The sequence below is a fragment of the Streptomyces sp. NPDC057565 genome (genome assembly GCF_042801455.1).
Lineage (GTDB): Bacteria > Actinomycetota > Actinomycetes > Streptomycetales > Streptomycetaceae > Streptomyces > Streptomyces yanii.
In genome coordinates this window covers 129202-154345 of record NZ_JBHVFU010000002.1, presented here as the reverse complement: position 1 = coordinate 154345, position 25144 = coordinate 129202, and the positions used below count along the sequence as shown (strand labels likewise).

22 protein-coding genes are annotated in these 25144 nt (G+C 71.1%); 13 read left to right on the top strand and 9 right to left on the bottom strand.

The window, feature by feature from the left end; translation table 11 throughout:
- Positions 1-49: 49 nt before the first annotated feature.
- From ACFU8W_RS04725 to ACFU8W_RS04710, 4 genes are all read right to left on the bottom strand, one after another.
- Positions 50-1468, bottom strand: coding sequence for an FG-GAP repeat protein (locus ACFU8W_RS04725; RefSeq protein WP_384032279.1), 1419 nt, complete (start codon positions 1466-1468; stop codon positions 50-52).
- 374 nt (positions 1469-1842) lie between these two features.
- A complete protein-coding gene (locus ACFU8W_RS04720) occupies positions 1843-3690 on the bottom strand; it encodes a protein kinase (RefSeq protein WP_384032278.1) in 1848 nt (615 codons plus the stop codon).
- Positions 3691-3846: 156 nt separating this feature from the next.
- Entirely contained in the window at positions 3847-4314 is a 468-nt protein-coding gene (locus tag ACFU8W_RS04715) for a MarR family winged helix-turn-helix transcriptional regulator (protein ID WP_384032275.1), read from the bottom strand.
- Complete coding sequence (locus ACFU8W_RS04710) at positions 4311-4904, bottom strand: DJ-1/PfpI family protein (protein WP_266984167.1); 594 nt, start codon at positions 4902-4904, stop codon at positions 4311-4313. The genes ACFU8W_RS04715 and ACFU8W_RS04710 overlap by 4 nt, the downstream gene beginning before the upstream one ends.
- Before the next feature lie 232 nt (positions 4905-5136).
- Here ACFU8W_RS04710 and ACFU8W_RS04705 point away from each other — a divergent pair, with 232 nt between their 5' ends.
- The 3 genes from ACFU8W_RS04705 to ACFU8W_RS04695 all read left to right on the top strand — a co-directional run bounded on the left by ACFU8W_RS04705 (position 5137) and on the right by ACFU8W_RS04695 (position 8128).
- A complete protein-coding gene (locus ACFU8W_RS04705) occupies positions 5137-6519 on the top strand; it encodes an aspartate aminotransferase family protein (RefSeq protein WP_384032273.1) in 1383 nt (460 codons plus the stop codon).
- A 114-nt stretch (positions 6520-6633) separates the two neighbouring features.
- Positions 6634-7353 carry a GntR family transcriptional regulator gene (locus tag ACFU8W_RS04700; RefSeq protein WP_384032271.1) on the top strand — a complete coding sequence of 240 codons (720 nt, stop codon included), beginning with the start codon at positions 6634-6636 and terminating at the stop codon, positions 7351-7353.
- A 124-nt stretch (positions 7354-7477) separates the two neighbouring features.
- The gene (locus tag ACFU8W_RS04695) at positions 7478-8128 is read left to right on the top strand and encodes a hypothetical protein (protein ID WP_345518401.1); all 651 of its coding nucleotides are present in this window, start codon (positions 7478-7480) and stop codon (positions 8126-8128) included.
- A gap of 60 nt (positions 8129-8188) precedes the next feature.
- Here ACFU8W_RS04695 and ACFU8W_RS04690 read toward each other — a convergent pair whose 3' ends face one another.
- Positions 8189-9013: an SLATT domain-containing protein gene (locus ACFU8W_RS04690; RefSeq protein WP_384032977.1), complete on the bottom strand. Its 825-nt coding sequence runs from the start codon at positions 9011-9013 to the stop codon at positions 8189-8191.
- 373 nt (positions 9014-9386) lie between these two features.
- Here ACFU8W_RS04690 and ACFU8W_RS04685 point away from each other — a divergent pair, with 373 nt between their 5' ends.
- The 7 genes from ACFU8W_RS04685 to ACFU8W_RS04655 all read left to right on the top strand — a co-directional run bounded on the left by ACFU8W_RS04685 (position 9387) and on the right by ACFU8W_RS04655 (position 16284).
- Positions 9387-9722, top strand: a complete 336-nt coding sequence (locus tag ACFU8W_RS04685) for a YbaB/EbfC family nucleoid-associated protein (RefSeq protein WP_266984175.1) — start codon at positions 9387-9389, stop codon at positions 9720-9722.
- An 82-nt stretch (positions 9723-9804) separates the two neighbouring features.
- On the top strand, positions 9805-10404 hold the full coding sequence (recR, locus tag ACFU8W_RS04680; protein WP_384032269.1) for a recombination mediator RecR: 600 nt from the start codon (positions 9805-9807) through the stop codon (positions 10402-10404).
- 134 nt (positions 10405-10538) lie between these two features.
- Entirely contained in the window at positions 10539-11198 is a 660-nt protein-coding gene (locus ACFU8W_RS04675; RefSeq protein WP_266984178.1) for a DUF5063 domain-containing protein, read from the top strand.
- A gap of 530 nt (positions 11199-11728) precedes the next feature.
- Complete coding sequence (locus tag ACFU8W_RS04670; RefSeq protein ID WP_345517394.1) at positions 11729-13000, top strand: aspartate kinase; 1272 nt, start codon at positions 11729-11731, stop codon at positions 12998-13000.
- Positions 12997-14061: an aspartate-semialdehyde dehydrogenase gene (locus tag ACFU8W_RS04665; protein WP_345517395.1), complete on the top strand. Its 1065-nt coding sequence runs from the start codon at positions 12997-12999 to the stop codon at positions 14059-14061. The genes ACFU8W_RS04670 and ACFU8W_RS04665 overlap by 4 nt, the downstream gene beginning before the upstream one ends.
- Positions 14062-14419: 358 nt before the next feature.
- Positions 14420-14995, top strand: a complete 576-nt coding sequence (locus tag ACFU8W_RS04660; RefSeq protein WP_266984182.1) for a SigE family RNA polymerase sigma factor — start codon at positions 14420-14422, stop codon at positions 14993-14995.
- 65 nt (positions 14996-15060) lie between these two features.
- The gene (locus tag ACFU8W_RS04655) at positions 15061-16284 is read left to right on the top strand and encodes a hypothetical protein (RefSeq protein ID WP_384032265.1); all 1224 of its coding nucleotides are present in this window, start codon (positions 15061-15063) and stop codon (positions 16282-16284) included.
- Positions 16285-16353: 69 nt separating this feature from the next.
- Here ACFU8W_RS04655 and ACFU8W_RS04650 read toward each other — a convergent pair whose 3' ends face one another.
- Complete coding sequence (locus ACFU8W_RS04650) at positions 16354-17163, bottom strand: SURF1 family protein (RefSeq protein ID WP_384032263.1); 810 nt, start codon at positions 17161-17163, stop codon at positions 16354-16356.
- A gap of 226 nt (positions 17164-17389) precedes the next feature.
- Positions 17390-19258: a S9 family peptidase gene (locus ACFU8W_RS04645; RefSeq protein WP_384032261.1), complete on the bottom strand. Its 1869-nt coding sequence runs from the start codon at positions 19256-19258 to the stop codon at positions 17390-17392.
- Positions 19259-19328: 70 nt separating this feature from the next.
- Between ACFU8W_RS04645 and ACFU8W_RS04640 the strand changes: the two genes are divergently transcribed.
- The gene (locus ACFU8W_RS04640; protein WP_384032258.1) at positions 19329-20165 is read left to right on the top strand and encodes a class I SAM-dependent methyltransferase; all 837 of its coding nucleotides are present in this window, start codon (positions 19329-19331) and stop codon (positions 20163-20165) included.
- Positions 20166-20205: 40 nt separating this feature from the next.
- Positions 20206-20589 carry a nuclear transport factor 2 family protein gene (locus ACFU8W_RS04635; RefSeq protein ID WP_384032256.1) on the top strand — a complete coding sequence of 128 codons (384 nt, stop codon included), beginning with the start codon at positions 20206-20208 and terminating at the stop codon, positions 20587-20589.
- Here the strand turns inward: ACFU8W_RS04635 and ACFU8W_RS04630 are convergent.
- Entirely contained in the window at positions 20583-21149 is a 567-nt protein-coding gene (locus tag ACFU8W_RS04630; protein ID WP_384032254.1) for a winged helix-turn-helix transcriptional regulator, read from the bottom strand. The genes ACFU8W_RS04635 and ACFU8W_RS04630 overlap by 7 nt on opposite strands.
- 55 nt (positions 21150-21204) lie before the next feature.
- Here ACFU8W_RS04630 and ACFU8W_RS04625 point away from each other — a divergent pair, with 55 nt between their 5' ends.
- Positions 21205-22644 carry an MFS transporter gene (locus tag ACFU8W_RS04625; protein WP_384032252.1) on the top strand — a complete coding sequence of 480 codons (1440 nt, stop codon included), beginning with the start codon at positions 21205-21207 and terminating at the stop codon, positions 22642-22644.
- 88 nt (positions 22645-22732) lie between these two features.
- Here ACFU8W_RS04625 and ACFU8W_RS04620 read toward each other — a convergent pair whose 3' ends face one another.
- Positions 22733-23539 (bottom strand): SGNH/GDSL hydrolase family protein, encoded by an 807-nt coding sequence (locus ACFU8W_RS04620; protein ID WP_384032250.1) that lies wholly within the window; start codon positions 23537-23539, stop codon positions 22733-22735.
- Between the last annotated feature and the right edge of the window lie 1605 nt (positions 23540-25144).

The window sequence follows — 25144 nt, the reverse complement described above, 5'->3', positions numbered from 1 at the left end:
AGGGGTGTCGCGGGGGCCGGCGAACCCGGCGCCCCCGCGACGCCTGTGCTCACCGCTGCCAGTCGCCGCCCAGAAGCGTTCCAGCGACTGCCGGCAGTCCCAGCGAGCCCGTGCCGAAGGAGACCGCCGACGTGTACACCGGCCGGGTCTTCCCGCCCGGCAGCACCCAGACCGCGCCGCGCCCGTCCTCCTCGCACGCGCCCACGGCGATCTCGGGCCTGCCGTCACGGGTGAGGTCCCCTGCCGCCACCGTGCAGCCGAAGGCGTCGCTCTTCTCCGGGGTGCCCGGCACGCCCGGGGTGTCCTGCTTGAAGGTGTACGAGCCGGCGCCCAGCTGCCCTGTACGGCGACCGGGCACGACGGTGACCGTGCCCGCACCGCCCTTGGTGCCGATCCCCTCGCCGGGCGCGCCCACGACGATGTCGGCGAGCCCGTCCTTGTTCAGGTCGGCCACGGCCACCGCGGCGCCGAATTCGTCGTGGCGCTCGCTCGAACCGGGCACCCCGACGGTGTTCTGATGGAACGTCATGGGCGCTTTGTCCAGCGGGACTCCGTTCGCCGACCCGAACCACACGGAGACGGACCCGCCCACGTGACCGATCGGCCCCACGTCGCTCGGTTCGTCCGGGTCGCCGGCGACGACGTCCCCGTAACCGTCCCCGTTCACGTCCCCCACCGCGACGTTGAGCCCCTCGCCCTCCAGGAGCGGAGGCGGGTACGTCCCGGGGACCGGATTCACCAACACCCGGCCCCCACTGCTTCCGTTCGCCCGGCCGGTGACCTGGAGCTGTTCGGCCACCTTGTCGCCGTTGACATCGCCGTACGCGACGGCGCGCATCCAGCCGATGTCCTCGTTCGGCACGGACGAACCGACGCCGCCGCTCCGGGTGAACGGTCCGGTCAGCTCGGTGGTGAAGTTCCAGTTGGCGATCAGGACCCGCGCCTCGCCCGGGCCGGACACCGCCGCCACGTCCTTGCCCGCGCCCCAGCGCCTCAGCACCTGCGTCGGCAGTGAGGCACCGGAGACCAGGCCCTTCGCGCTGCCCCACAGGACGTACACCGCCCCTGAGTCCAGTGTGGTGCCGACATCCTCGCCGGGCGCCCCGACCACCAGGTCCGCATAGCCGTCGTGGTCGAGGTCGGCGAGGGCGCTGGAGGCGCCGAACAGGTCGCCCGCCTCGGCCGTGCCGGGCACCCCGGCCGAATTCTGCGTGATCACCGCACGCCTGGAGGCGGACACACCCTTGGCGGACCCGTACAGCACGACGAGGCTCCCGGCCCGTTCGCGGCCCGCGACCGAGGCTCCCGGCGCGGGGACCACGAGGTCCCGGTAGCCGTCGCCGTTGATGTCCTGCGGAACCGGCATCGGTGCGGCGGAGGCTGTCCCCCCGGACAGCGTCGCGGCAACGGCGGCGATGGCGGCCACCAGGGCCGCCCGTCTGTATCCGGCTGTGCGTCGTCCACTCATGCTTCTGTCCCCACCCCATGCCCCGCGCCCGACGGGGCGGGACAACCGACTGTTGCCGCATTGACCCACAGTCGGACAAGCTACGCAATGAGGCGGGGGCGGGAAGTACGAACCCGCGCGGAGAGACTTCAGTCCGCCCGGGTGAGGAACGTCGACCAGGTGTCGGGGGCGACCGGGGAAGACGGGACCGTCGGGGAGCCTGGAGTGGGCCGGACGCGGTGACGCAGCTGAACGCGCCTGCCGTGCGTGTGAGTTGCATACCGGCCGCAACGCAGACCGGGCGGGTCCGGCCGCCGGCGTGGCACCTTCCGCCGACGACGCCCGGCAGGTCTGCCGCTGCTCGACGCGGCCGGAGCGCTGCTCGGCTGAACCCTTCAGCCGGTCTTCCTGTACGTGATCTTCTCGCCGGTGTCCGCGTTCTCGCGGCGCAGAGTGCCGTCCGGCAACAGAGCCAGCGTGGTGGCCTTGCCAGGGGTGCAGGACGTCATGGGTTCGCCGAGCGTGATCGTGGAGGGTCCGATATGGATCGGTCCGTCGGGGGACGGTTCATCGGTCAGATCCGCCTGGAAGACGCAGCGGTAGGTGCCACCGGTGTCGATCGGACCCTCCGCGGTGAGCGTGAGGACGGTCTGGCCGACCTTGCCCTGCTGGATGACGAGTTCGCGGGTGGAGTGACCTGCGGAGTTGTCGATGCTGCCGGACCAGGTGCCGAGATAGCCCTCGGGGATGGAGCCGTCGCCGTTCTTCTCCGCGCCGGAGGGGGACGGGGAAGTGTCGGAGGGGGCGTCCGACGGCTCCTCGGACGGGTCGTCGGACGCGGACGGGCTGGGCGAACTGCTGTGGGACACGCCGGATGTCCTGCCGTCGTCGCTCATGAGCGCGTACACCGAACCGCCCGCACCGATGGCGACGAGCACGGCGACCACGATGAGAGCGACGGTCGAACCCGCCGAGCGGCGTGCGGGTTCGGGCTGTGGGGCCAAGGCGGAATAGAGCGGGCCGTACGGAGGCGTGGAGCCGAAGCCGGGGTGCTGCGGTGGCTGCTGCGGATATCCGTAGCCGTACGGCTGTCCCTGACCGGGGTGCGGCTGGGCGGGCAACTGCGGGTAGCCGTGTGCGGGGGCAGGGCCCGGCACGGGGGTTGAGGTGCCGATCGCCGTGGGCATCGCATGGACCCCGCCGGGCGGTTGCGGGGCCGGAGGCTGCGGGGCGGGCTGTTCCGCGGCCGGGGGCACCGCGTCCTCGGGACCGGGCGGGGCGACCGGTTCCGCAGGCCGTTCCGGCTCCTCCGGGTCCTCCGAGTCCAGCAACTCCACCGCGTGACGGCCCAGCTGGGCGAGGAGCGCGCCCGGCAGCCACGGTTCGGCGGGCTCGTCCTCCGCCAGCCGTTCCAGGATCGCGTCCGTCGTCGGCCTGGCGGCCGGGTCCTTGAGGAGGCAGTCCCGGACGAGGTCGACCAGATCCACCGGGACGCCGGCCAGGTCCGGTTCCTCCTGCGCGATCCGGAACATCAGCGCATGGACCTCGTTGTCCGCCCCGCCGAACGGAAGCCTGCCCGTCGCCGCGTACGCCAGCACCGAGCCGAGGCAGAACACATCGCACGCCGCGGTCACCCGCTCGCCCCGCACCTGCTCCGGCGCCATGAAGCCGGGCGAACCGACCAGCGCCCCGGTGCGGGTGAGACCAGCGTCGGTGACGGTGTCCAGTGCCCGGGCTATGCCGAAGTCGATGACCCGCGGACCGTCGATCGTCAGCAGAATGTTGGACGGCTTGAGGTCGCGGTGGATGAGCCCGGCGGAGTGGATGGCCTGGAGCGCGCGGGTCAGCCCGGCACCCAGGATGTGGACCGAGCGCTCGGGCAGCGGACCGAAGGCCCCCGAGGCCGGTCCCACCGGTGCGCCCGCGCGCCCGGAGACGGTGACCTGGAGGGACGGCCCGGCGACGTATCCGGTCGCGACCCACGGCACGGCGGCGTCGGTGTCGGCGTCCAGCACGGGGGCCGTCCACGCCGAGCCGACCTGGCGTGCGGCCTGCACCTCCTGGCGGAACCGGTCGCGGAACTCCTGCTGCTCGGCGAGCTCCTGGCGTACGAGCTTGATCGCGACGGTACGGCCCCGATCGGACCGGGCCAGATAGACCTGCCCCATGCCACCCGCGCCGAGCCGCCCCAGCAGGCGGTACGCGCCGATGCGTTGCGGGTCGGTGGACCCGAGCTTTTCCATGGTGTGCGACCTCCCCCGTACGGTGACACGCCGACGGGTCGAGAATAGCGGCGCACGTCACGCCCCAGCAGTCCGGCCGGGCGTCGGTCCCGTCCGCTGCCGGCTCTGTCCTCGAGCGCCGGACGGGCGGGGTTCATCCGCTGGACGGGACGGGGTTCACGCGCTGGGCGGGGTGGGTTGCGCGCCGGTCACCGCGTCGACTGCAACCGACAGCCGTTCCAGCACCCGCACCGTCTCCGCGAAGCCCTCCGCTCCCAGCTCCTCCGTCAGTCGCGCGGCGAACTCCGCGTGGCCGGGGCCGATCCGGGAGACCGCCGCCCGCCCCTGCTCGGTGGGACGCAGCAGCTTCGCGCGCCGGTGGGCCGGATTCGGTACGTACTCCGCAAGGCCCTTGCCCACCAGCAGATCCGCGATCCGCTGCACGCTCTGCCGGGTGATCCCCATGGCCCGGGCGATCCCGGACACGGGCAACGGCTCGGCCAGCACCGCTCCGAGCACCTGCCACCATGCCGCGGTCAGCCCGGCAGGTGCGGCCAGCTCCTCCGAAACGGCGAGGAACTGGCCGTTCAGCCGGAAGACGCCGAGCGCCGTGCGGCTGAGCGCGTCCTGCTGCTCGCGGCTCATCCCGCCAGCACCTCGTACGCGCTCGCGTCCGAGTCGTGGAAGAGCCGGTACCAGGCGTCGAGTTTCCTGCCCTCGTACACCCCGAGGCGCGCGAAGACCTCGCGGGCGAACGCGACCGGCTCGGTCGGTCCCGCCGTGATGAGGTCTCCGTCGGTCACCGCGTCCGCCTCGACGTACCGGGCGCCGCCCGCGTACCCCGTGGCGGCGAGATAGAAGGAGACGGCACTCGTGTGCGCGCGGTCGTCGAGCAGTCCCTCGCGGGCCAGTCCGGCCGTCGCCCCGCAGATCGCGGCGACCGGCACGCCCGCGTCCAGGAAGGTGCGGGCGGTACGGGCGAAGGGGGCGAGCTCGTCGCCGCTGTCCCACAGGTCGGCACCGGTGAGGATCAGCAGTGCGCTGTCCTCGGGGCGTACGTCGGCGAGGGCGAGGTCCGGCTGGATGCGGAGGCCGCCGAGGGTGGTGACGGGGCCGGCGGTGGGGCCGACCGTCCGCACGGTGAAGCCGTTGCGGGCGAGATACGCGGTGGTGTGGCCGGTCTCCCAGTCGGCGTAGGAGTCGTAGACGGCCAGGTGCACGGTCTTGCGGGTCATGACGACCTCCCGGGCGAGAACCTCATGGACGAAACCTCATGGACGAAACCTCATGGATGGAGCGTCACGAGTGGGGCGTCATGAGTGGGACTGATGACAGCATGCTGTCATTACGGCAGGATGCTGTCAATCAAGCACTCCCGCGCCGACCCGACACCCTGCCCACCAAACCGCCCCACGCCATACAAGATGGCCATGTCGAGCCGCTCACCGCACGACCTACGCTCGCCGCATGACCCCTCATGCCTCCCATGCCTCCCACGCTCCGCAGGTCGACTCCGCGGCCGGTGCGGCCGTGAAGGCCGCCGACCGTGCGCACGTGTTCCACTCCTGGTCCGCCCAGGGCCTGATCGACCCGCTCGCCGTCGCCGGCGCCGAGGGGGCGTACTTCTGGGACTACGACGGCAACCGCTACCTGGACTTCACCAGCGGCCTCGTCTACACCAACATCGGCTACCAGCACCCCACCGTCGTCGCCGCGATCCAGGAGCAGGCGGGCAAGCTCGCCACCTTCGCTCCCGCGTTCGCGATCGAGGCCCGCTCCGAGGCCGCACGCCTCATCGCCGAGCGGACCCCCGGCGACCTGGACAAGATCTTCTTCACCAACGGCGGCGCCGAGGCCGTCGAGAACGCCGTCCGGATGGCCCGGCTGCACACCGGCCGTACGAAGGTGCTCTCCGCCTACCGCTCGTACCACGGCGCCACCTCCACCGCGATCAACCTGACCGGGGACCCGCGCCGCTGGCCGTCCGACAACGGCTCCGCGGGTGTCGTACGGTTCTGGGCGCCGTTCCTCTACCGCTCGCCGTTCCACGCCGAGACCGAGGCCGAGGAGTGCGCCCGCGCCCTTCAGCACCTGGAGGACACCCTCGCCTTCGAGGGACCCGCCACCATCGCCGCGATCATCCTGGAGACGATCCCCGGCACGGCGGGCATCATGACGCCTCCGCCCGGCTACCTCGCGGGCGTCCGTGAGATCTGTGACCGCTACGGCATCGTCTTCATCCTCGACGAGGTGATGGCCGGCTTCGGGCGCACCGGCACGTGGTTCGCCGCCGAGCACTTCGACGTCACACCCGACCTGATGACCTTCGCCAAGGGCGTCAACTCCGGTTACGTACCCCTCGGCGGTGTCGCCATCTCCGCGGAGATCGCCGCCACCTTCGAGACCCGCCCCTACCCGGGCGGACTCACGTACTCCGGTCACCCGCTGGCCTGCGCCGCGGCCGTCGCCACCATCGGCGTCATGGAGGACGAGAAGGTCGTCGAGAACGCCGCTCACATCGGCGAGACCGTCCTCGGCCCCGGCCTGCGTGAGCTCGCCGAGCGCCACCCGTCGGTCGGTGAGGTGCGCGGTCTCGGCGCGTTCTGGGCGCTGGACCTGGTCCGCAACAAGGAGACCCGGGAGCCGCTCGTCCCGTACAACGCCGCCGGCGAGGCCAATGCGCCGATGGCGGCGTTCGGCGCGGCCTGCAAGAAGAACGGCCTGTGGCCCTTCATCAACATGAACCGCACCCACGCCGTTCCGGCCTGCAACGTCACGGAGGCCGAGGCCAAGGAGGGTCTGGCGGCTCTGGACGTGGCCCTGTCCGTCGCGGACGAGCACACCATCTGACGCGCTCCACCCGCATTTCGCGGGCCCATCTGCATGGCGTCCCTCCCCCGTGCCCGGATCCGGGCACACCGGCCCTGGCTTAAGGTGACCCGAAGCCGAAAAGGGAGGGCCGCCATGTGCCCGAGCGGAACTGTGACCCGCAGTACGCTGCGGCAGCAGATTGCGGACGCGCTGCGTGACGAGGTGCTTGCCGGGCGTTTGCAGCAGGGACGGGAGTTCACCGTCAAGCAGATCGCCGAGCAGTACGGGGTCTCCGCGACGCCCGTCCGCGAGGCGCTGTTCGATCTCTCCGCGCAGGGCCTGCTCGAATCCGACCAGCACCGCGGCTTCCGCGTGCACGAGTTCACCGTGGACGACTACCGGGCGATCGTCGAGGCCCGCACCCTGGTCATCGACGGCGTCATCCGCAGCATCTTCGACGGGCCGGTCCGCCCGAAGGGCGCGCAGGCGGCGAAGTACCGCGACGCGCTGGTCTCCGTGCGCCGTCGCGCCGAGGAGGCGGCACGGGCGGCGCGGGGCGGAGACCTCGACATCCTCATCGGCTACGACCTGCGCTTCTGGCGTGAGCTGGGCGCGTTCGTCGGCAACACGTACATCACCGACTTCCTTCACCGGCTGCGCATCCAGGCCTGGGTGTTCGCCGTGCCGTACCTCCGCAGCGACGCGGATGTGCGCGACTGGCTCTGGAGCGGCCACCAGGACCTGGTCGCGGCGATCACACTCGGGGACCGCGACGCGGTGCGCGCGGTGATCGACGGCCACAACGCCCACGCGCTCAGCTGGGCGGAGCGGCTCGCGGCCGGCAACCCGCCGCACCCGGGGCACGGCGGCTGACGGCCCGGCGGCGAGGTGTTCCACAGCCGGACATGAAGGACCACTGTGCGCGACGGCCCCCTCGCATTACGCTGTCCCGACCATCGCGCGAACCGCGCGAGAACCCGTGGGAGAGCGAGACTTCGTGGCCTGTGACCTGTGGCTGGTCCCCCTCGTCGATGTGCTGTGCCACAGCCCCGACAACCCGTTCGCCGAAGAGATAGCCGTCTACGACAACGCGCTGGGCGAGGCCGGACTCCCGGCCATACCCGTCTATGCCTACATGCCGGGTCTGACCGGCGATGTGGCCCCGGTCGCGGGCTTCGACTACGACGCACTGCACTTCCTGCGCCGCGCCTATCTGCTGCAGCTGAGCGGTCTCGCCGTCACACCGGTCGACGAACTGGGCGGCGACTACGAGCAGCTGCTGGAAATGTTCGAGTCCACCGCGAAGCAATCCCACCTGGTCTGGCACTACGACCATGCGGGGGCGTACGTCCCCGTGGACTTTCCCTCCCCGCTCTCCAACGACCAGCTGCTGGAGGGGGGCGGCCCGCTCGGCTCTGCGCACGGGCTGCTGCGGGAGCTGGAGTTCGTCGCTCCGTCCATCGGCATCGATCCGGCGAACCCGCCGGCCGCCCCCCTGCCGCCCGTCGCGCCGACCTCGCTGGAGGAGCCGGCGAGCCCGATTCCGTACGACGACAGCCCGTTCGCCCGGGAGCGGCACGTCTGGCTGGGCCTGCACGCGGCGGCGACCCGCAGCCTCGCCCAAGGCTCCATGATCGTCTTCAGCTGACGCGGCGGCCCGGACCGCCGGGGCCATCGCCCACCGGAGCCACCGCCCACCGGACCACCGTCACCGGGGTGACTCCGGTGGGCGCTGCCTCGGCATGTTCGGTCGGGTCAACGACTGCATCGGGAACCGCCCCGGCGCCGCCCCCGGCTCCGCACGCCCGCCGATCCCGCTCCCCGAGACCAGTGCCTGCATCCCCATCGGCGCAGGCCCGGCCCGGAATTCCACCATCCAGTCCGCGGTCTCGAACCGTACGAGATCCGTGATGTCCTCCGAGAACCGCCGCAGCACCCCCAGGCACCGCTCGGCCGCCTCGCTCGCCGTCCCCTCGGCCGGTCCGAGCACCTCCCGCACGCACTCCGACGCCCAGTCGAACTGCAGCACCTGAAGCCGTCGCTGCACGGCCTGCGCCGTGGCCAGGTTCCTTATCCAGCCGGAGGTCAGGCCGAAGTACCGGTCGCAGGCCATGCAGGCGGCACCCAGCAGCAGCGAGAGATAGCCCCAGCCGGCCACCCCGTGCAGTGCGCCCGTCAGATCGAGCAGCGGCAGCGCCGCGCCCGCGACCGCCCCGGCCGCCGTGCCGATCCGCAGCACCCTGGCGCCGCGCCGCTTCCACACCCGGTCGTTCAGATACCAGCCGGCGGTGCGCAGCGCCTCGGCCTCGACCCAGCGGTACAGCTCGTCGAGGCGTTCCGCGGGTTCGCCCCAGTCGCCGAGCGGGAACGGCTGGCCGGTCAGATCCCGGCCCCGTGCACGGAAGCCGGGGCGTGGCTCCGAGCCCGACCCGGAGCCCGGCTCCGAGCCCGACCCGGAGCCCGGGTCCGAACCCGGCGGAACGGCCGAACCGGGCGCGCCGGACTCGTTGCGGGGCGCCCTCTCGGGCTGCATCTCCGGCTGACTCACCGGGGCACTCCTCTGCACTCTGCGTTTTCGACGTTTCGGACGTGCGTATGGGACGCGTGCACGCACGACGGGCGGACCTTCGACGCGGCCGCCCGTCCCGCTTGCGTAACCCTGCGTGACGGACGGCGCACGTGTGCGTATTGATATGCATGCCCTTCCTACCGCCGAATGGTGGGCCATGGGGCCGAAATCGCGGTATTCCCGGGTGTGCATGGCCTGTGATCAGGTATAGGAGTCTTGCCGCAGTTGACCGGATCTCACCCGAAAGAGTTGCTCGCCAGTGGGTGGGGCGCGGTTCCCGGTGACCACGTAGGCTCGGCATACCGAAACATTTGTCGTCGAAATGCCAGGAGTGACCGTGATTCCCGGTGGTGGCCAGCCCAATATGCAGCAGCTGCTGCAGCAGGCCCAGAAGATGCAGCAGGACCTCGCCCAGGCCCAGGAGGAGCTGGCCGGGACCGAGGTCGATGGTCAGGCGGGTGGCGGTCTCGTGAAGGCGACCGTCACCGGCTCCGGCGAGCTCCGCAGCCTCGTGATCGACCCCAGGGCGGTCGACCCCGAGGACACCGAGACGCTCGCCGACCTCGTCGTCGCCGCAGTCCAGGCGGCGAACGAGAACGCGCAGGCGCTTCAGCAGCAGAAGCTGGGCCCGCTGGCCCAGGGGCTGGGCGGTATGCCCGGTCTTCCCTTCTGATCCGTCGGCACAACAACTACCGTACGTACCACGACAACAACAGCAGTAGCAGTCGAGGCACTCAGCTCAGGAAGGCGTTCCGTTGTACGAAGGCGTGGTTCAGGACCTCATCGACGAACTGGGCAGGCTGCCCGGCGTCGGTCCCAAGAGCGCGCAGCGGATCGCTTTCCACATCCTGCAGGCCGAGCCCACCGACGTGCGCCGTCTCGCCCGTGCCCTCCTGGAGGTCAAGGACAAGGTCCGGTTCTGCTCGGTGTGCGGCAATGTCGCGCAGGAGGAGCAGTGCGGGATCTGCCGCGACGCGCGCCGCGACCAGACGGTGATCTGTGTGGTCGAGGAGCCGAAGGACGTCGTGGCGATCGAGCGGACCCGTGAGTTCCGGGGCCGCTACCACGTGCTCGGCGGGGCGATCAGCCCGATCGAGGGCGTCGGCCCGGACGATCTGCGCATCCGCGAGCTGCTGGCGAGGCTCGCCGACGGCTCGATCACGGAGCTGATCCTGGCCACCGACCCCAACCTGGAGGGCGAGGCCACCGCGACGTACCTGGCGCGGATGATCAAGCCCATGGGGCTGCGGGTGACGCGGCTGGCCAGCGGGCTGCCGGTGGGCGGCGACCTGGAGTACGCGGACGAGGTCACCCTGGGCCGCGCCTTCGAGGGGAGGCGCTTGCTGGATGTCTGACTCCGCCCCGCACGACACCTGCACCACGGCTGGGATCCTCGCGGACGAAACCTTGACGTCTCACGGCGGCTTTACGTTCAGCGGCGCTATGTTCTACTCACCGTTCGCGACCGTGCCCACGGGAGGTCCCCTCGATGTCTGACGCCACGCTGAATTCCGTCACGCAGGACCCGGACGACTTCGCCGTCCAGATCGCGGACCAGATCAAGACGTTCATCGTCGCGGTCGCCGAGGTTTCCAAGGTCGACGAGCCGGAGCAGGCTGTCCCGACCCTGCTCCTCCAGGTCTCCCAGCTGCTCCTCGCGGGCGGCCGGCTCGGCGCGTACGAGGACGTCCTCCCGGACGAGCGCTACGAGCCGGACCTGGGTGCCGAACCGGACGCCGACGGCCTGCGCGACCGGTTCGCGGCCCTTCTCGAACCGATCGACGTCTACTCCGAGGTCTTCGACCCCTACGAGCCCCGCAAGGCCCCGGTCCCGGCCCGCATCTCCGACGACCTGGCCGACCTGGTCACGGACCTGCGTCACGGCCTGGCCCACTACGAAGAGGGCCGCACCACCGAGGCGCTGTGGTGGTGGCAGTTCTCCTACTTCTCCAACTGGGGCTCCACCGCCTCCGCCACCCTGCGCGCCCTCCAGTCCCTGGTCGCCCACATCCGTCTGAACCAGCCCCTCCAGGAACTGGACGGGCTGGACACGGACTCGGAGACCATCGACGACGACCTGGCCGAGGAGGCGGGCCGGGTCATGGCCGAGGAGATCGCCGGACCGCTGGGGCTGCGCCCGGTGAAGTAGCCGTCCGGCCGGGTTCGGGCCGCGGTCCCTGGGCGCCCCCATCCGCGTGCGGCGCTGCGAGTCGCGATCAAGAACTACGACGGGAATCCCCCGGGAATTTCCGGGTGGCGGGTGCCGCATCGGATTCGATCGCACGCGACGCACCGCGCCTTGCGTCGGAGGGTGTGCGGATCCGGTCGGGTCGGAGGTTCCGGGCAGCTGTCGGAGGAGCGGTCGGCACCTGCACCTGCCCGGTCCCTGCTGAAGCCTCCACGGTCTTCGACGGGGAGGAGCTCCGGGGGCGGTCCGGGCGGTTCCGGTTCACGCTGGAGGGGACGGACCCGGAGATCGTGGAACCTGCCGGTGTGGGCTGAGCCACATGCGGGCGTGGTACCGGGATCACCGGGCAGCAGACCCGTACGAGCAGTCCGGGCGACACGCCGATGATCACGTGGTGAGCGGGACATCTCACGATGTGATATCGACGGGGCGATTCCGGACTGCTCGTTAAACTGAGCCGACCGCAGTAACGGATTGAGCGAGGAGCGCACGTGGGCCTTGTCGTGCAGAAGTACGGAGGCTCCTCCGTAGCCGATGCCGAAGGCATCAAGCGTGTCGCCAAGCGAGTCGTCGATGCCAAGAGGAACGGCAACCAGGTGGTTGTCGTGGTGTCAGCGATGGGCGACACGACGGACGAGTTGATCGATCTCGCCGAGCAGGTATCACCGATGCCTGCCGGGCGTGAGTTCGACATGCTGCTGACCGCCGGAGAGCGGATCTCCATGGCCCTGCTGGCGATGGCGATCAAAAACCTGGGCCACGAGGCCCAGTCGTTCACGGGCAGCCAGGCCGGCGTCATCACCGACTCGGTCCACAACAAAGCGCGCATCATCGATGTCACGCCGGGCCGTATCCGGACCTCGATCGACGAGGGCAACATCGCCATCGTCGCCGGGTTCCAGGGGGTGAGCCAGGAGGGCAAGAACATCACCACCCTCGGCCGCGGCGGGTCCGACACCACCGCGGTCGCACTCGCGGCCGCGCTGGACGCCGAGGTCTGTGAGATCTACACCGATGTGGACGGTGTCTTCACCGCCGACCCGCGGGTTGTGAAGAAGGCCCGGAAGATCGACTGGATCTCCTTCGAGGACATGCTGGAGCTGGCCGCGTCCGGCTCCAAGGTGCTGCTGCACCGGTGCGTGGAGTACGCACGCCGCTACAACATCCCGATCCACGTCCGCTCGTCCTTCTCCGGACTGCGCGGCACCTGGGTCAGCAACGAGCCGCAAGGGGACCAGAAGGTGGAGCACGCGATCATCTCCGGAGTCGCCCATGACGTCTCCGAAGCCAAGATCACGGTCGTCGGCGTGCCCGACAAGCCCGGCGAGGCCGCAGCGATCTTCCGCACCATCGCGAACGCCGAAATCAACATCGACATGGTGGTGCAGAACGTCTCCGCCGCGTCGACCGGTCTGACCGACATCTCGTTCACGCTGCCGAAGGCCGAGGGCCGCAAGGCCATCGACGCCCTGGAGCGCAACCGTGGCACGATCGGCTTCGAGTCGCTGCGCTACGACGACCAGATCGCGAAGATCTCCCTGGTCGGCGCGGGTATGAAGACGAACCCCGGGGTCACCGCGGCCTTCTTCGAGGCGCTGTCAGACGCCGGTGTGAACATCGAGCTGATCTCGACGTCCGAGATCCGCATCTCGGTGGTCACCCGCGCCGACGACGTCATCGAGGCGGTGCGCGCCGTGCACACCGCTTTCGGCCTCGACAGCGACTCCGACGAGGCCGTCGTCTACGGGGGCACCGGCCGATGACACCTCGCCGCCCTTCGCTCGCGGTCGTCGGAGCGACCGGGGCGATCGGCGGCGTCATGCTCCAGATCCTTTCGCAGCACGCGGACGTCTGGGGCGATGTGACGCTGATCGCCTCGCCGCGCTCGGCCGGCCGCAAGCTGGTCGTGCGCGGCGAGGAGACCGAAGTCCTCGAACTCACCGAGGACGTGTTCGACGGCGTGGACGTGGCCCTCTTCCTGGTGCCCGACGACGTGTCCGCACGGTGGGCACCGATCGCCGCCTCCAAGGGCGCCGTCGTCATCGACGACTCGGCGGCGTACCGGCTGGACACGGATGTGCCGCTGGTCGTGCCCGAGATCAACCCCCATGCCGTACGGATCAGGTCGCGCGGCATCGTCGCGAGCCCCAACTGCACCACGTTGTCGCTGATCGTCGCCGTCGGCGCCCTGCACGCCGAGTTCGGGCTGCGGGAGCTCGTCGTCTCCTCGTACCAGGCAGTGAGCGGCGCGGGCCGCGACGGCGTCGCGGCGCTGCGCGAGCAGCTGTCGACAGTCGCCGGCACGGAACTGGGCACCAGGCCCGGGGATGTACGCCGCGCCCTCGGGGACGTCGAGGACTCGCCGTTCGCCGCGCCGGTGGCACTCAACGTCGTGCCGTGGGCCGGGGTCGACGCCGGGGACGGTTGGTCGTCCGAGGAACTGGCGATCCGCGACGAGTGCCGCAAGATCCTGGATCTCCCGAGCCTGCGGGTCTCGGCAACCTGTGTGTACGTACCCGTGATCGCGACACACTCCATGTCCGTGCACGCCCGCTTCGAGAACGAGGTCGCAGTCGACCGGGCGCACGAGATCCTGGCGACCGCGCCGGGCGTCGTCCTCTTCGACAGCCCGGCATCCGGCGACTTCCCGACGCCGTCCGACGTCGTGGGCACCGACCCGACCTGGGTGGGGCGGGTGCGGCGGTCGCTGGACGATCCGCGCGCCCTGGAGCTGTTCGTCTGTGGCGACAACCTCCGCAAGGGAGCTGCGCTGAACGTGGCGCAGATCGCCGAAGCGGTGGCCGCAGAATTTCCCCGGACCTGATCCGATCGTTTCTGTACGCTCTATGGACCACCTGTGAGCAAGTTGCTGGTCTGAACCTCTTGAGCTGGGACGTCGGGGTGTCCGACGATGATCTTCGGCGTGCTGGAACCGGTGGCCGGGGAACGTGCGTCTATGCGGTCACTTCTTGCGCGGCGGGGCGCGAAAACGTGGCATTCGGGGAAGAGCAGGTACGTATGAGGGCATATCGCACAGCGCCAAACGCGGTGCCGTACGCGTACAACCCTGACGGGGGGAAACGTGTCCAACTGGCGTGGCAGAGGTTCTCGATATCACAGTGGTGGGCCCGTTGCGGGGCGCTTCAGTGCGTCCGCTCCGGAGGCCCCGCGCACCCGGCGGTATGCCGGTGATTGCGCCCATGCCCGCTGCGCGCCCCGCTCAGCTCCCGTCGCAGCGCGAGGGCGCTGAGCACAGCGTGGCCGCAGGAACCACCGTTGACCACCTCACCGAGACCTACCGCGCCCACTACCGTTCGCTGCTCGGCCTCGCGGCCCTGCTGCTGGACGACACCGCGTCATGTGAGGACGTGGTGCAGGAGGCGTTCATCCGTGTGCACTCGGCGCGCAACCGGGTACGCGAGCCGGAGAAGACACTCGCGTACCTGCGCCAGACGGTCGTCAACCTGTCGCGCTCCGCACTGCGCCGCCGCATCCTCGGGCTGAAGCTGCTCTCCAAGCCGATGCCCGACATGGCGAGCGCCGAGGAGGGCGCCTACGACCAGCTGGAGCGGGACGCGCTGATCAAAGCGATGCGGGGGCTGCAACGGCGCCAGCGAGAGGTACTGGTGCTGCGCTACTTCGCGGACATGACCGAGGCCCAGGTGGCCGAGACGCTGGGCATCTCCCTGGGTTCGGTCAAGGCGTACGGCTCGCGCGGTATCGCGGCGCTTCGCGTCGTGATGGAGGCCCAGGCATGAACTGGCGCAAGCGCAGGCAGGGACGCACGCATGAGCGTGGGATTGACCGGACTGGAAACGGAATTGTGAACCACGGGCCGGAGAACACCTCGAACGCGCAGCCGGACGGGCCTCGGAACCCGCAGTCGGACGCGGACGCCGCCACGGAGACTGCCGCATCCATGACGGGCGCGGCAGGCGCGCAGGGCGGGGGCGACGACCCCGCCGAAACGACCCGGCTCGGAGGTCTGTCGGAGCTCGCCGGCGCGGACTCCGACGACGGTTCCGGCGCAGCCGGCGGCCCCGGCCCTGAACTGGACGAGCTCGCACTGCGCCGTATGTTCCACGGCGCCGTCGAGAACCTCACACCCACCGACGGCGCTCTCGACCACCTGCGGCGTGCCGTTCCCGCCCGGCGCGCCCGGCGGCGGCAGGGCATCGTCGGCATGGCGGCCGCGGCGCTGCTCATCGGCACCGCGGTCCCCGCGTTCGTCCATGTCGCCGGCTCCACCAGTTCGGACACCGCCAACCCGGCCATCGCCGGACACGGCGAGCAGGCCCAGGGCGGCAACGGCGGCGTTTCCGGTCCGGAGGCCGACGAGAAGAGCCACGGCGGCAGCACCGACGGACACAACAGCGGATCCAACGGCCACCCCAACAGCACCAGCAGCCCCTCGGGCAGCGGCGGCACGGGCACTGACGGCAGTGCGACGGGCGGAGGTGCCGACCCTGCCGACACCGCGGCGGCTTCGATGCCGGTCTGCAACCCGGGGCAGCTCGGCGTCGCCTCCGCCCAGGCGGGCGCGGCCGGTGCCGACGGCACGGTGTACGGCACGTTCCGTATCTCCAACACCTCCAGCACGGACTGCTCCGTGACCAGCAGCGGCACCGTGGGCTTCGAGACGGCGGGCGCGGCCGACCCGGCCAGGATCGTTGTCGTCCAGCACACCGCGGGCGACCCGGCGGCCGGACTGCCCGACCCGTCGCAGGAGGCGGGCACGGTGCTGCTGAAGCCGTCCATGACGTACGAGGTCCAGTTCGCCTGGGTACCGAAGGACACCTGCCCGACCGCCGGCAGCTCGCCGACCCCGACGCCGACCGACGGTGCCGCGGGTACCAGCGGCGGCACCAGTGACGGCACGTCGCAGACGGAGCCGCAGCTCCGTGGCGCGGACGGCAGCGGAACGCTGGAGGGCAGCGTCGCAGTGACGCACACCCCGGAGCCCGGGGCGCCGGTCGCGGCGGCGAGGATTCCCAATGCCTGCGCGGGCACGATCTACCGGACGGGCGTCATCGCCCCGTCGGCGTAGCAACGACGGCACATACGTGAAGGGGGCCCGCCGGTGGAAACCGGCGGGCCCCCTTCACGTCAGCACGCCTCAGGCGCTGTCCGCGTCCCTCTCGGCCGCGAGGCCGAGCCGCACGTCCCGTGCGGCCTCCGCCTCGCGGCGGACCAGCCGGAACCACATGAAGAGCACGAAGGCGGCGAAGACGAACCACTCGCCGGTGTAGCCGAGGTTCTGGAACGCCTTCAGGTCGAGTCCACTGCCCTGCGGCGCGACGGCGGGTACGGGGCGCAGGGCAGTGGCCCCGCTGTTCTTGGCGGCGGTGCTCTCGCTGTCGGTGTCCTGGAGCGTCACCCATGCGTCGTACACGTCGTACGGGACGAGGTTGACCAGCGATGCGGCGCTGATCATGCCGAGCTGGCCGTCCGGGAGCCCGCCCGCCGGGTCGACGCCCGCAGTCCCCGCGTTCTCGGACGCCTGGAGGTCGCCGGTCACGGTGACTTCACCGGTCGGAGCGGCGGGAACCGCGGTCTGCCCGGCCTTGCCGGGCAGCCAGCCGCGTACCACCGGAAGGGCCTTGCCGCCGTCGGTGCGCAGCATGTTCAGGACGTAGAAGCCGCTCCTGTCGTCCAGTTCCCGGCCGGGCACCAGGAACTGGTCTGCGTACCGGCCGGTCGCGGTGGCGGGGCGCCCGGACGTCACCTTGTCGACCGGCAGGAGATCGTCGAGCGGTTCGGCGGCCCTGCTGCCCGGGGCGGGCTGCTCCTGGGCCTGTTCGTGTGTCTGCACGCGGTCCTCGAAGCGCCCCAGCTGCCAGGTGCCCATGAAGACGCAGAACGGGATGGCCAGAACGGCGAAGAGGTTGATCCCCCACCATCGCGGGGTCAGCAGGAACCGATACACCCCTCCACGGTACGGTCCCCGATCCGGCATCCCGGACCGGGGTGCCGCAAGCACCTCCATCCGCCCGGGCCAGGACGCCGTTCACCCGGGATGCCGCCGGGCGGGGCGGAGGCCGGCGCGGGACGCCGCGCCGGCGCGTGGCGCGGGCCTCCGCCCGGCCCGGGCGCCACCAGGGCGTGGCCGTGGCCCGCGCCGTCGCCGGCCACGGCGCGGGCCGGGCCGCCGACTACCCGAGGTGCCGTCGGGCGAAGTCGAGTTCCAGCCGCACCTGCTTGATCCGCTCCTCGACGACGAGCGAGCCGTGCCCCGCGTCGTACCGGTACACCTCGTGCAGGGCGCCCCGGCCCTTCAGGCGGTCCACATAGTTCTCGACCTGGCGGATCGGGCAGCGCGGGTCGTTGACTCCCGCCGAGATATAGACCGGTGCCTTCACGGCGTCGACGTACGTCAGCGGGGACGAGGCCTCGAACCGCTCGGGCACCTCCTCCGGCGTGCCGCCCAACAGCGTGCGGTCCATCGCCTTCAGGGCCTCCATCTCGTCGTGGTACGCCGTGACGTAGTCGCCGACCGGGACCGCCGCCAGGCCCAGCGCCCAGTCGTCCGGCTGCGTACCCAGGCCGAGCAGGGTCAGATAGCCGCCCCACGAGCCCCCGGCCAGCACCAGCTTCTCCGCGTCCGCGAGCCCGGACTCCACCGCCCACTGCCGTACCACCGCGATGTCCTCCAGCTCGATCAGGCCGACCCGGTGCTTGAGCGCGTCCGTCCACGCCCGCCCGTAGCCCGTGGAGCCGCGGTAGTTGACCCGGACCACTGCGTAGCCGTGGTCCACCCAGGCGGCGGGCCCGGACGCGAACTCGTCACTGTCGTGCCAGGTGGGGCCGCCGTGGATCTCGAAGACGGTCGGGAACGGTCCCTGCGCCGGACTGGCGGGCCGCTGCACGAGTGCGTGGATCCGGCCGCCCGGACCGTCCACCCACACGTCCTCCACCGGAACAGACTCCGGAGCCTTCGCACCCGGCGGATCGAGCACCACCGCGCCGGTCGTGGACCGCACGACCGGCGGCTGCGCGGCCGACGACCACAGATACTCCACCGTGCCGTCCGGCCGGGCCGTGGCACCCGACACCGATCCGGCCGGCGTCTCCACCCGGACCGGAGCGGCATCTGTGCCCGGCTCGAACCGCCACAGGTCGCTGCGGGCCTCGAATCCGTGCGCGATCAGCAGCGCGGAGCCGTCCGGATACCACTCGGCGCCCACGTCACCGGGCAGATCGATCGCGAGGTCCGTCTCCGTCCCTGCCACCGGGTCCCAGATCATCGGCTCCCAGCGTCCCCGCCGCTGATGCCCGATCAGCAGCCGGGTGTCTCCCGCCACCGGCGCGAAGCCCAGCACGGTCAGTCCCAGCTCCTCCGTACCGCCCTTGGTGTCGTCGAGCTCGGCGACCGTCGTCCCGTCCGGCCGCACCACGCGGAGCGCCGAGTGCATCGCGTCGCCGTGCTCGGTGTGCTCCAGGGCGATCAACGTCCCGTCGTGCGACAGGTCCCCGACGCCCGCCGACTCGCGGTGCCGGTAGATCTCGACGGGCGCGGACCCCGGCCGTACGACATGGATCGTCGTCCCGTCCTCGTCGGTGGAGCGGCCGATCACCGCCGTCCCGTCCCGTCCGATCGCGAGCCCCGCCGGGTAGGAGGGGGCGAGACCGGGAGCCGCCGGCACGTCCGTCGTTCCTTCACCACCACCGCCGTGGAACGGCTGGCGCATCCACACTCCGAACTCGTCCCCGTCGGTGTCGTCGAACCACCAGATCGCCTCGCCGTCCGGGGTCAGCACCCCGTCCGTCGTCCCGTTGGGCCGGTCGGTGACCTGTCGCTGATCCCCGCTCGCCCGGTCCCATGCGTACAGCTCGTACGTCCCCGTCGCGTTGGAGACGAACAGCGCACGATCCGGCGCGTCCTCCGCCCAGTCGGGCAGCGACACCCGGGGCGCCCGGAAGCGCTGCTCCCACACCGGAACGGAATCGGTCGTCTGTGCCGGAACGGAGCCGTTCGCCCGCGTCGGGGCGGAGTCGGTCGTCGAGCCAGTGATCTCAGTCATGCCCCCCATTCTGCGTCGGGCCCGAAAAATCCGTTCGCATCGTCCTCAGCCTGTGGATAACCTCCCCGACATGTACTCCCCGACTCCGGACGACTGGCGCGAGGCCAACCGCGCGCGCTGGGATGAGCGCGTGGCGATCCATACGGCGAGCGACTTCTACGACCTCGACGCCTTCCGGGCGGGCAAGGACGCGCTGCGTGCGTTCGAGCTCGCGGAGGTCGGGGACGTCACGGGAAAGTCGCTGCTGCATCTGCAGTGCCACATCGGGCTCGACACTCTTTCCTGGGCCCGGCACGGCGCCGCGCACGTCGTCGGGCTCGACTTCTCCGAGCCGGCCGTCGAGGCCGCCCGTGGTCTGGCCCGGGAGCTCGGGTTCACCCCGGACCGGGCGGCGTTCGTCGCCGCCGATGTGCATGACGCGGCGGAGGCCGTCCCCGATTCCTCGTACGACATCGTCTACACCGGCATCGGTGCGCTGAACTGGCTGCCGGACACCCGCCGCTGGGCCGAGATCGCCGCCGCGCTCGTCGCGCCCGGCGGATTCCTCTATCTCGCGGAGTTCCATCCGCTGACCGACTGCCTCGACGACGCGACCGGCTCGACGATCACGTACGACTACTTCAGCCGCGACGCATGGGTCGACGAGACACCGGGTACGTACGCGGACCTCGACGCACCGACCGTCCACAACCGGAGCGTCGAGTGGCAGCACCCCGTCGGTGACGTGGTGTCTGCGCTGGCCGCCGCAGGACTGCGGATCGAGTTCCTGCACGAGCACGACGTCTCCCTCTTCCAGCGGTTCGCGGCACTGGAGCGGCACGCCGACGGGTTCCATCGCTTCCCGTCCGACCGGCCCCGCATTCCACTGATGTACTCGATCAAGGCGTCGAGGCCGGCCACGGGTTGAGCGAAGGCCGGTTGTCAGTGGTGGGGTTCAGACTCGGACCATGACTGCCGATCTGCGCGCCACGGTGGAGACGTACTGGACCGCGGCCGAGACACGTGACTGGGACACCTTCGCGACGACGCTCGCCGAGGAGGTGCTCTACGACCTGCCGCAGACCCGCGAGCGCATCCGCGGCAAGGAGCGGTATCTCCGATTCAACCGGGAGTACCCGGGGGACTGGCATGTCCGCGTTGAACGGATCGTGGCCGACCGGACAGGCGAACAGGTGGCCGTACGGACGGTGTTCACCGCAGGCCTGGAAGAGATGCACGCCATCCACTTCTTCACGGGGGACGACCAGGGCCGGATCGTGGAGATCACGGACTTCTGGCCGGAGCCGTACGAGCCTCCGGCAGGGCGGGAGCACCTCGCCGAGCGTTACTGAGGCGCGGCTTCAGGGGCGGCCTCTACGGGGGTGGGGCCGGCCCGGTCCCAGCCGGGGGCGCGGACGTCCACGGTGAGGGTGTTCATCACGACCTCCTCGCCGCAGGTGCGGCAGACCCACGCGGCGTCGAGGTCGTGCCCGTGCCCGCCCTCGACACGGGTATCCGTACTGCCCGGCTGGGGGACGCTGCCCGGCTCATGGACCATGACGACGGGCGGCTCGTCGAGCACCCAGCGGTCGCCCCAGTCCAGCAGGGCCCGGATCACCGGAGCGAGGTCCCGGCCCGCCTCGGTCAGGTGGTACTCGTAGCGCGGCGGCCGCTCGTTGTACGGGCGTCGCTCGACCACCCCGGCCTGCTCCAGCGAGCGCAGCCGGGCCGCGAGGCGGTCCCGCGGCGCCCCGGTGTTACGGGCGATCGCCTCGAACCGATGGTTGCCGAAGAAGATCTCGCGCACCGCGAGCAGGGCCCACTTCTCGCCCACCACGTGCAGCGTGGCGGCGGCGGAACAGGGCCGCCCGGGCAGGGCACCTGTGTCGATCCGGCTCACGGAACCGTTCATTGCACTCACCTCTACAAGGTTGCCATCTCAAACTCACTGGCGCTACCTTGCGGCCATGACAGTTGGAGAATCAAACTCGCTAACGGATGCGGCTGACCCCGCGCCGCCCGCGGCGAAGGGCTCGGCCGCGCGCTCCCGCGTCACCGCCTGGATCATTTCGGCCGGTGTCTTCGTCGTGAACCTCGACCTGTTCATCGTCAACGTCGCCGTCCCCGCCCTCGGCGACTCCTTCCACGGCAGCTCCCTCGCCTCGCTGTCCTGGGTGCTCAACGCGTACGCGATCGTCTTCGCCGCCCTGCTCGTCGTCGCCGGCCGACTGGCCGACCGGTACGGGCACCGGCGCGGCTTCCTCCTCGGGCTGGCGGTCTTCACCGTCGCCTCCGCGCTCTGTGCCGTCGCCCCGGGCGTCGGCTGGCTGGTCGCCGCCCGCGCCCTGCAGGCCGCCGGAGCCGCCGCGCTGATGCCGACATCGCTGGCGCTCCTGCTCGTCAACACCCCGCCGGAGCGCCGACCGCAGGCCATCCGCGGCTGGGCGGCGATCGGGGGGATCGCCGCCGGTCTCGGTCCCGTCATCGGTGGGCTGCTGGTGGAGGCCGACTGGCGCTGGGTGTTCCTCGTCAACGTGCCGGTCGGTGCGGTCGGACTGGTGGCCGGGGCCCGGCTGCTGCCCGACGCCCGCCCGGACCGCGACGGCCGCTTCCCGGACCTGGTCGGCGCCGCCGTGCTCACGCTCGCCATCGGTGCGCTCGCGCTCGGACTGGTCAAGGCCGATGCATGGGGCTGGGGTTCGCCGGAGGTGATCGGCTCGCTCGTCGCCGCGGTCGCGCTGGGCGGGGCGTTCTGGCTGCGCTCCGCCCGGCACAGCGCCCCGATCGTCGAGCTGCCGATGTTGCGCACCCCGGCCTTCGCGGCCGCCACCCTTGCCGCGCTTCTCTTCACCGTCGCGTTCGCGGCGATGCTGCTGACCTCGGTGCTCTGGTGCCAGCAGGTGTGGGGGTACTCGGCGATCCGTACCGGACTGGCCATCGCACCCGGCCCGTTGGTCGTTCCGGCGCTCGCCGTCACCTCCGGCCCGGTGGTCCGTCGCCTCGGCGCGGGCCGCACGGCGGCGCTCGGCTGCCTGCTGTTCGCTGTCGGTCTCGGCTGGTGGGCGGTCGCGCTCGACACGGTCCCGCACTACGCGACGGGGTTCGTGCCCGGCATGCTGATCACTGGCATCGGCGTCGGTCTCGCCCTGCCCACTCTCGTCGGTGCGGCTGCGGCGGCCCTGCCACCGACACGGTTCGCGACCGGATCGGCCGTCACCACGATGGCGCGCCAGACCGGTTCGGTCCTCGGCGTCGCCCTGATGGTCACTCTGCTCGCCACCCCGGAGACCCCGGTCGCGGCACTCGACGCGTTCCGGCACGGCTGGTGGGCCGCGGCCGCCACCGCCCTACTTGCCGCAGTGACGGCCCTCGCCCTGCCCCGGCCGGGCACTGCGAGCCGCGCCTGAGGGGGCGGCAGACGTGTGGCGGCCCACCGGAGACCTCCCGGCGGACCGCCACCTTTCCGTACCGTGCGAACGCGTTACCCGTTGCGTATTACGCGACCGAGCGGAAGGCGGGCAGATATCCGCCCGACTGCCCCGCGGCCTTGGGGTGGTACGAGTTGTAGACCGGCAGCGTCACACTGTTGAGCCAGGCGTCGCCGGAGCACAGCTCATGCCCGGTGAACTCGTCGACCACGCCGGAGAACGTGAATCCGGCATTGGCCGCCTGTTTGGCGATGACGCCGTTCAGCACGTCGGACGCATTGTTGATGGCCGAGCGCTCGGTCTCGGTGAGCCCGGCGACGCACGTCCCGTTCAGCTGGTAGAACCGCGGATATCCCAGCACCACCACATGGGCCTGCGGGGCACGGGAACGGATGGCGCTGTACAGCGAACCAAGGCCGGACGGAAGCGAGTTCTGCATCTGCGACACAGCCGTGTTCACGCTGCTCACACAGGTGGACTCGCTGTACAGGACGCAGTCCTGCATGACGTCGGCGAAACCGACGTCGTTTCCGCCCGCGGTGACGCTCACCAGGGTCGTCGACGAACTCAGCACACTCAGCTGGCTGCCGGCGACGGAGCCGGTCGTGGCACCCGAGCATGCGACGAAGGCGAAGGAGGCCGGCGAATTCGCCGCCGCCCAGAGGTAGGGGTAGGCCTTGGTGCTCCGGCGGCAGTCGCCGGAGTCGGAGAGATAGCTTCCCGAACCGACGCCGGCCGAGTAGGAGTCGCCGAGGGCGACATACCCGCCGGCGGCGGCCGAGGAGGTTGCCGAGGCCGGCTGGGCCATGCCCAGCGCGGCCACGGCGGCGAGGACCAGAGTGGACGCGGACGCCCAGAATCTCCGTACTGACATACCTGTCAGCCCTCCGAAGTGTGGGGGGTGGGTGGGGGGTTGAGTGAGCGAGGACGTTTCTAGCAGCTGTTGATACCCGTCGGTAATAGCTGCGTCAGAACTCGTCTGAAATGCCCGAATGATCGTTCGTTCGGGCATGCTGAACCGCCCGTCCACCATGGGGCGCCGGGAGAAGGAATGCGTTGACCGGGAGGGCCTCGTCGCGCATGCGGCGCGAGGAGTCATGAACTTTCCGCACAGTCACGCGTCTCGCTGAAGGCGGGGTCGCGACATCAAGGTGCCCCCCGAGGCCCCGGAAGACGTGTGCGGGACCCTGCGCCTCGACACACAGGAACGGGCCCGGCCCGTCCGTCCGGCAGGGACCAACTCGCCGTCCTCGTACCGCGCGGCCAGGAGTCCGGTCTGCCCAGGGCTACGACAGGACGTCGGCCGGAGGGCGCCGCTCCCGGCCAAGTCGCCCAACAGTACGGGGACATGCCCAGGCCGACTCCGAGGGCGCCGTAGTGACTGATGCGGAGGGGGCGTTCGCCCTGGCCTGACGGGCCGGAGCGCGCGGCACGCCCGGTCTGCGGCACCCGGTCAGTCCCACTCCGGGCTGTCGCGCGGCGGGCATCCCGGAGTACCCACGGAGGGCCGGCGGCGGGGTGCGCCACTAGGGCGTCCGTGCCGCGACGCTGCTGAGCGTCGTGTCGGCGCAGGACGCGGACATCATCACGCCCGCTCAAACGCGGACACACGTCATGAACACGCCCGGCCGCGCCGATGTCGGCTCGTCGGGCGCTCACCGGCGCCGGACTACGAGCGGCGTCCGGAAACGGCCGGCCGGCCGCCGGCAAGCTGGATTTCGGCGCCCCGCCTGACGGAGCTGCGCCGCGTACGCAGGAAACTGCTCCGTTCGGACGGCGGACCGGTCGCTCCGACCGTGGCCGCGACGGGCCCCGGCGTCTGCGGCATCGACAAGGCGCACAGTTGCGGGCTGCCCGGAGACCGAGATGACGCTGCCGGCGCTCGGGGCGCGGGCGGCGGCGCGACGGATCCTGACGGCCGGATCACCGCCGGCCTCGGTATCGACATCGAAACTCGCCGCAGCGGGCGGTTTGTTCACTGCGATGCGCTTCGCGGTCGCAACCGGCCGGGCGAACGCGCCGGACGGGGAGTCCGCACTCGGCGCGCGGGAGGTGCTGCGAAATCACCGAAGGGGCGCACGGCATCGGGCCCGGTGGCCGGGCAGGGCGGCGGATCCGGTCCCGCTCACGCCAGGCACCCTGAACCCGGCGCCGATGCCGACGGCTGTGGAGCGTTCGCGCCGACCGTGCACCCGGGCACAGGGGACACACGGTCCTCGTCGGCGGGTGGCTCATGGCACAGGGCAGGTGATTGCTCGCACGACACCGCGCGACTCCGTCATCCGGCCGCGGCACGCCTGCGGCGCGCCGCCGCAGATGGCGCCCGAGGCCGTGCGGATTCAGGCCGACGCGCAGACGCACTCTGTGGTGGCCCCCACGCGGGGTGCCACCACAGCGCTCTGGTCACGGTCGGCCGTCGAAGATCAGTTGTGCCCGAACCTACGCTGCTTCCGGTGGGAGACCTGCTCCGATATCGCGC

Excerpts from the sequence above, each read along its gene's own strand:
- ACFU8W_RS04710 (WP_266984167.1), bottom strand. The coding sequence starts at position 4,904 with ATGACCCGCAAGACCGTGCACCTGGCCGTCTACGACTCCTACGCCGAC.
- ACFU8W_RS04675 (WP_266984178.1), top strand. The coding sequence starts at position 10,539 with ATGTCTGACGCCACGCTGAATTCCGTCACGCAGGACCCGGACGACTTC.
- ACFU8W_RS04665 (WP_345517395.1), top strand. The coding sequence starts at position 12,997 with ATGACACCTCGCCGCCCTTCGCTCGCGGTCGTCGGAGCGACCGGGGCG.
- ACFU8W_RS04720 (WP_384032278.1), bottom strand. The coding sequence starts at position 3,690 with ATGGAAAAGCTCGGGTCCACCGACCCGCAACGCATCGGCGCGTACCGC.
- ACFU8W_RS04625 (WP_384032252.1), top strand. The coding sequence starts at position 21,205 with ATGACAGTTGGAGAATCAAACTCGCTAACGGATGCGGCTGACCCCGCG.
- ACFU8W_RS04715 (WP_384032275.1), bottom strand. The coding sequence starts at position 4,314 with ATGAGCCGCGAGCAGCAGGACGCGCTCAGCCGCACGGCGCTCGGCGTC.
- ACFU8W_RS04725 (WP_384032279.1), bottom strand. The coding sequence starts at position 1,468 with ATGAGTGGACGACGCACAGCCGGATACAGACGGGCGGCCCTGGTGGCC.
- ACFU8W_RS04640 (WP_384032258.1), top strand. The coding sequence starts at position 19,329 with ATGTACTCCCCGACTCCGGACGACTGGCGCGAGGCCAACCGCGCGCGC.
- ACFU8W_RS04690 (WP_384032977.1), bottom strand. The coding sequence starts at position 9,013 with ATGCAGCCCGAGAGGGCGCCCCGCAACGAGTCCGGCGCGCCCGGTTCG.
- ACFU8W_RS04620 (WP_384032250.1), bottom strand. The coding sequence starts at position 23,539 with ATGTCAGTACGGAGATTCTGGGCGTCCGCGTCCACTCTGGTCCTCGCC.
- ACFU8W_RS04630 (WP_384032254.1), bottom strand. The coding sequence starts at position 21,149 with ATGAACGGTTCCGTGAGCCGGATCGACACAGGTGCCCTGCCCGGGCGG.
- ACFU8W_RS04660 (WP_266984182.1), top strand. The coding sequence starts at position 14,420 with ATGCCGGTGATTGCGCCCATGCCCGCTGCGCGCCCCGCTCAGCTCCCG.
- ACFU8W_RS04635 (WP_384032256.1), top strand. The coding sequence starts at position 20,206 with ATGACTGCCGATCTGCGCGCCACGGTGGAGACGTACTGGACCGCGGCC.
- ACFU8W_RS04645 (WP_384032261.1), bottom strand. The coding sequence starts at position 19,258 with ATGACTGAGATCACTGGCTCGACGACCGACTCCGCCCCGACGCGGGCG.
- ACFU8W_RS04700 (WP_384032271.1), top strand. The coding sequence starts at position 6,634 with ATGTGCCCGAGCGGAACTGTGACCCGCAGTACGCTGCGGCAGCAGATT.
- ACFU8W_RS04705 (WP_384032273.1), top strand. The coding sequence starts at position 5,137 with ATGACCCCTCATGCCTCCCATGCCTCCCACGCTCCGCAGGTCGACTCC.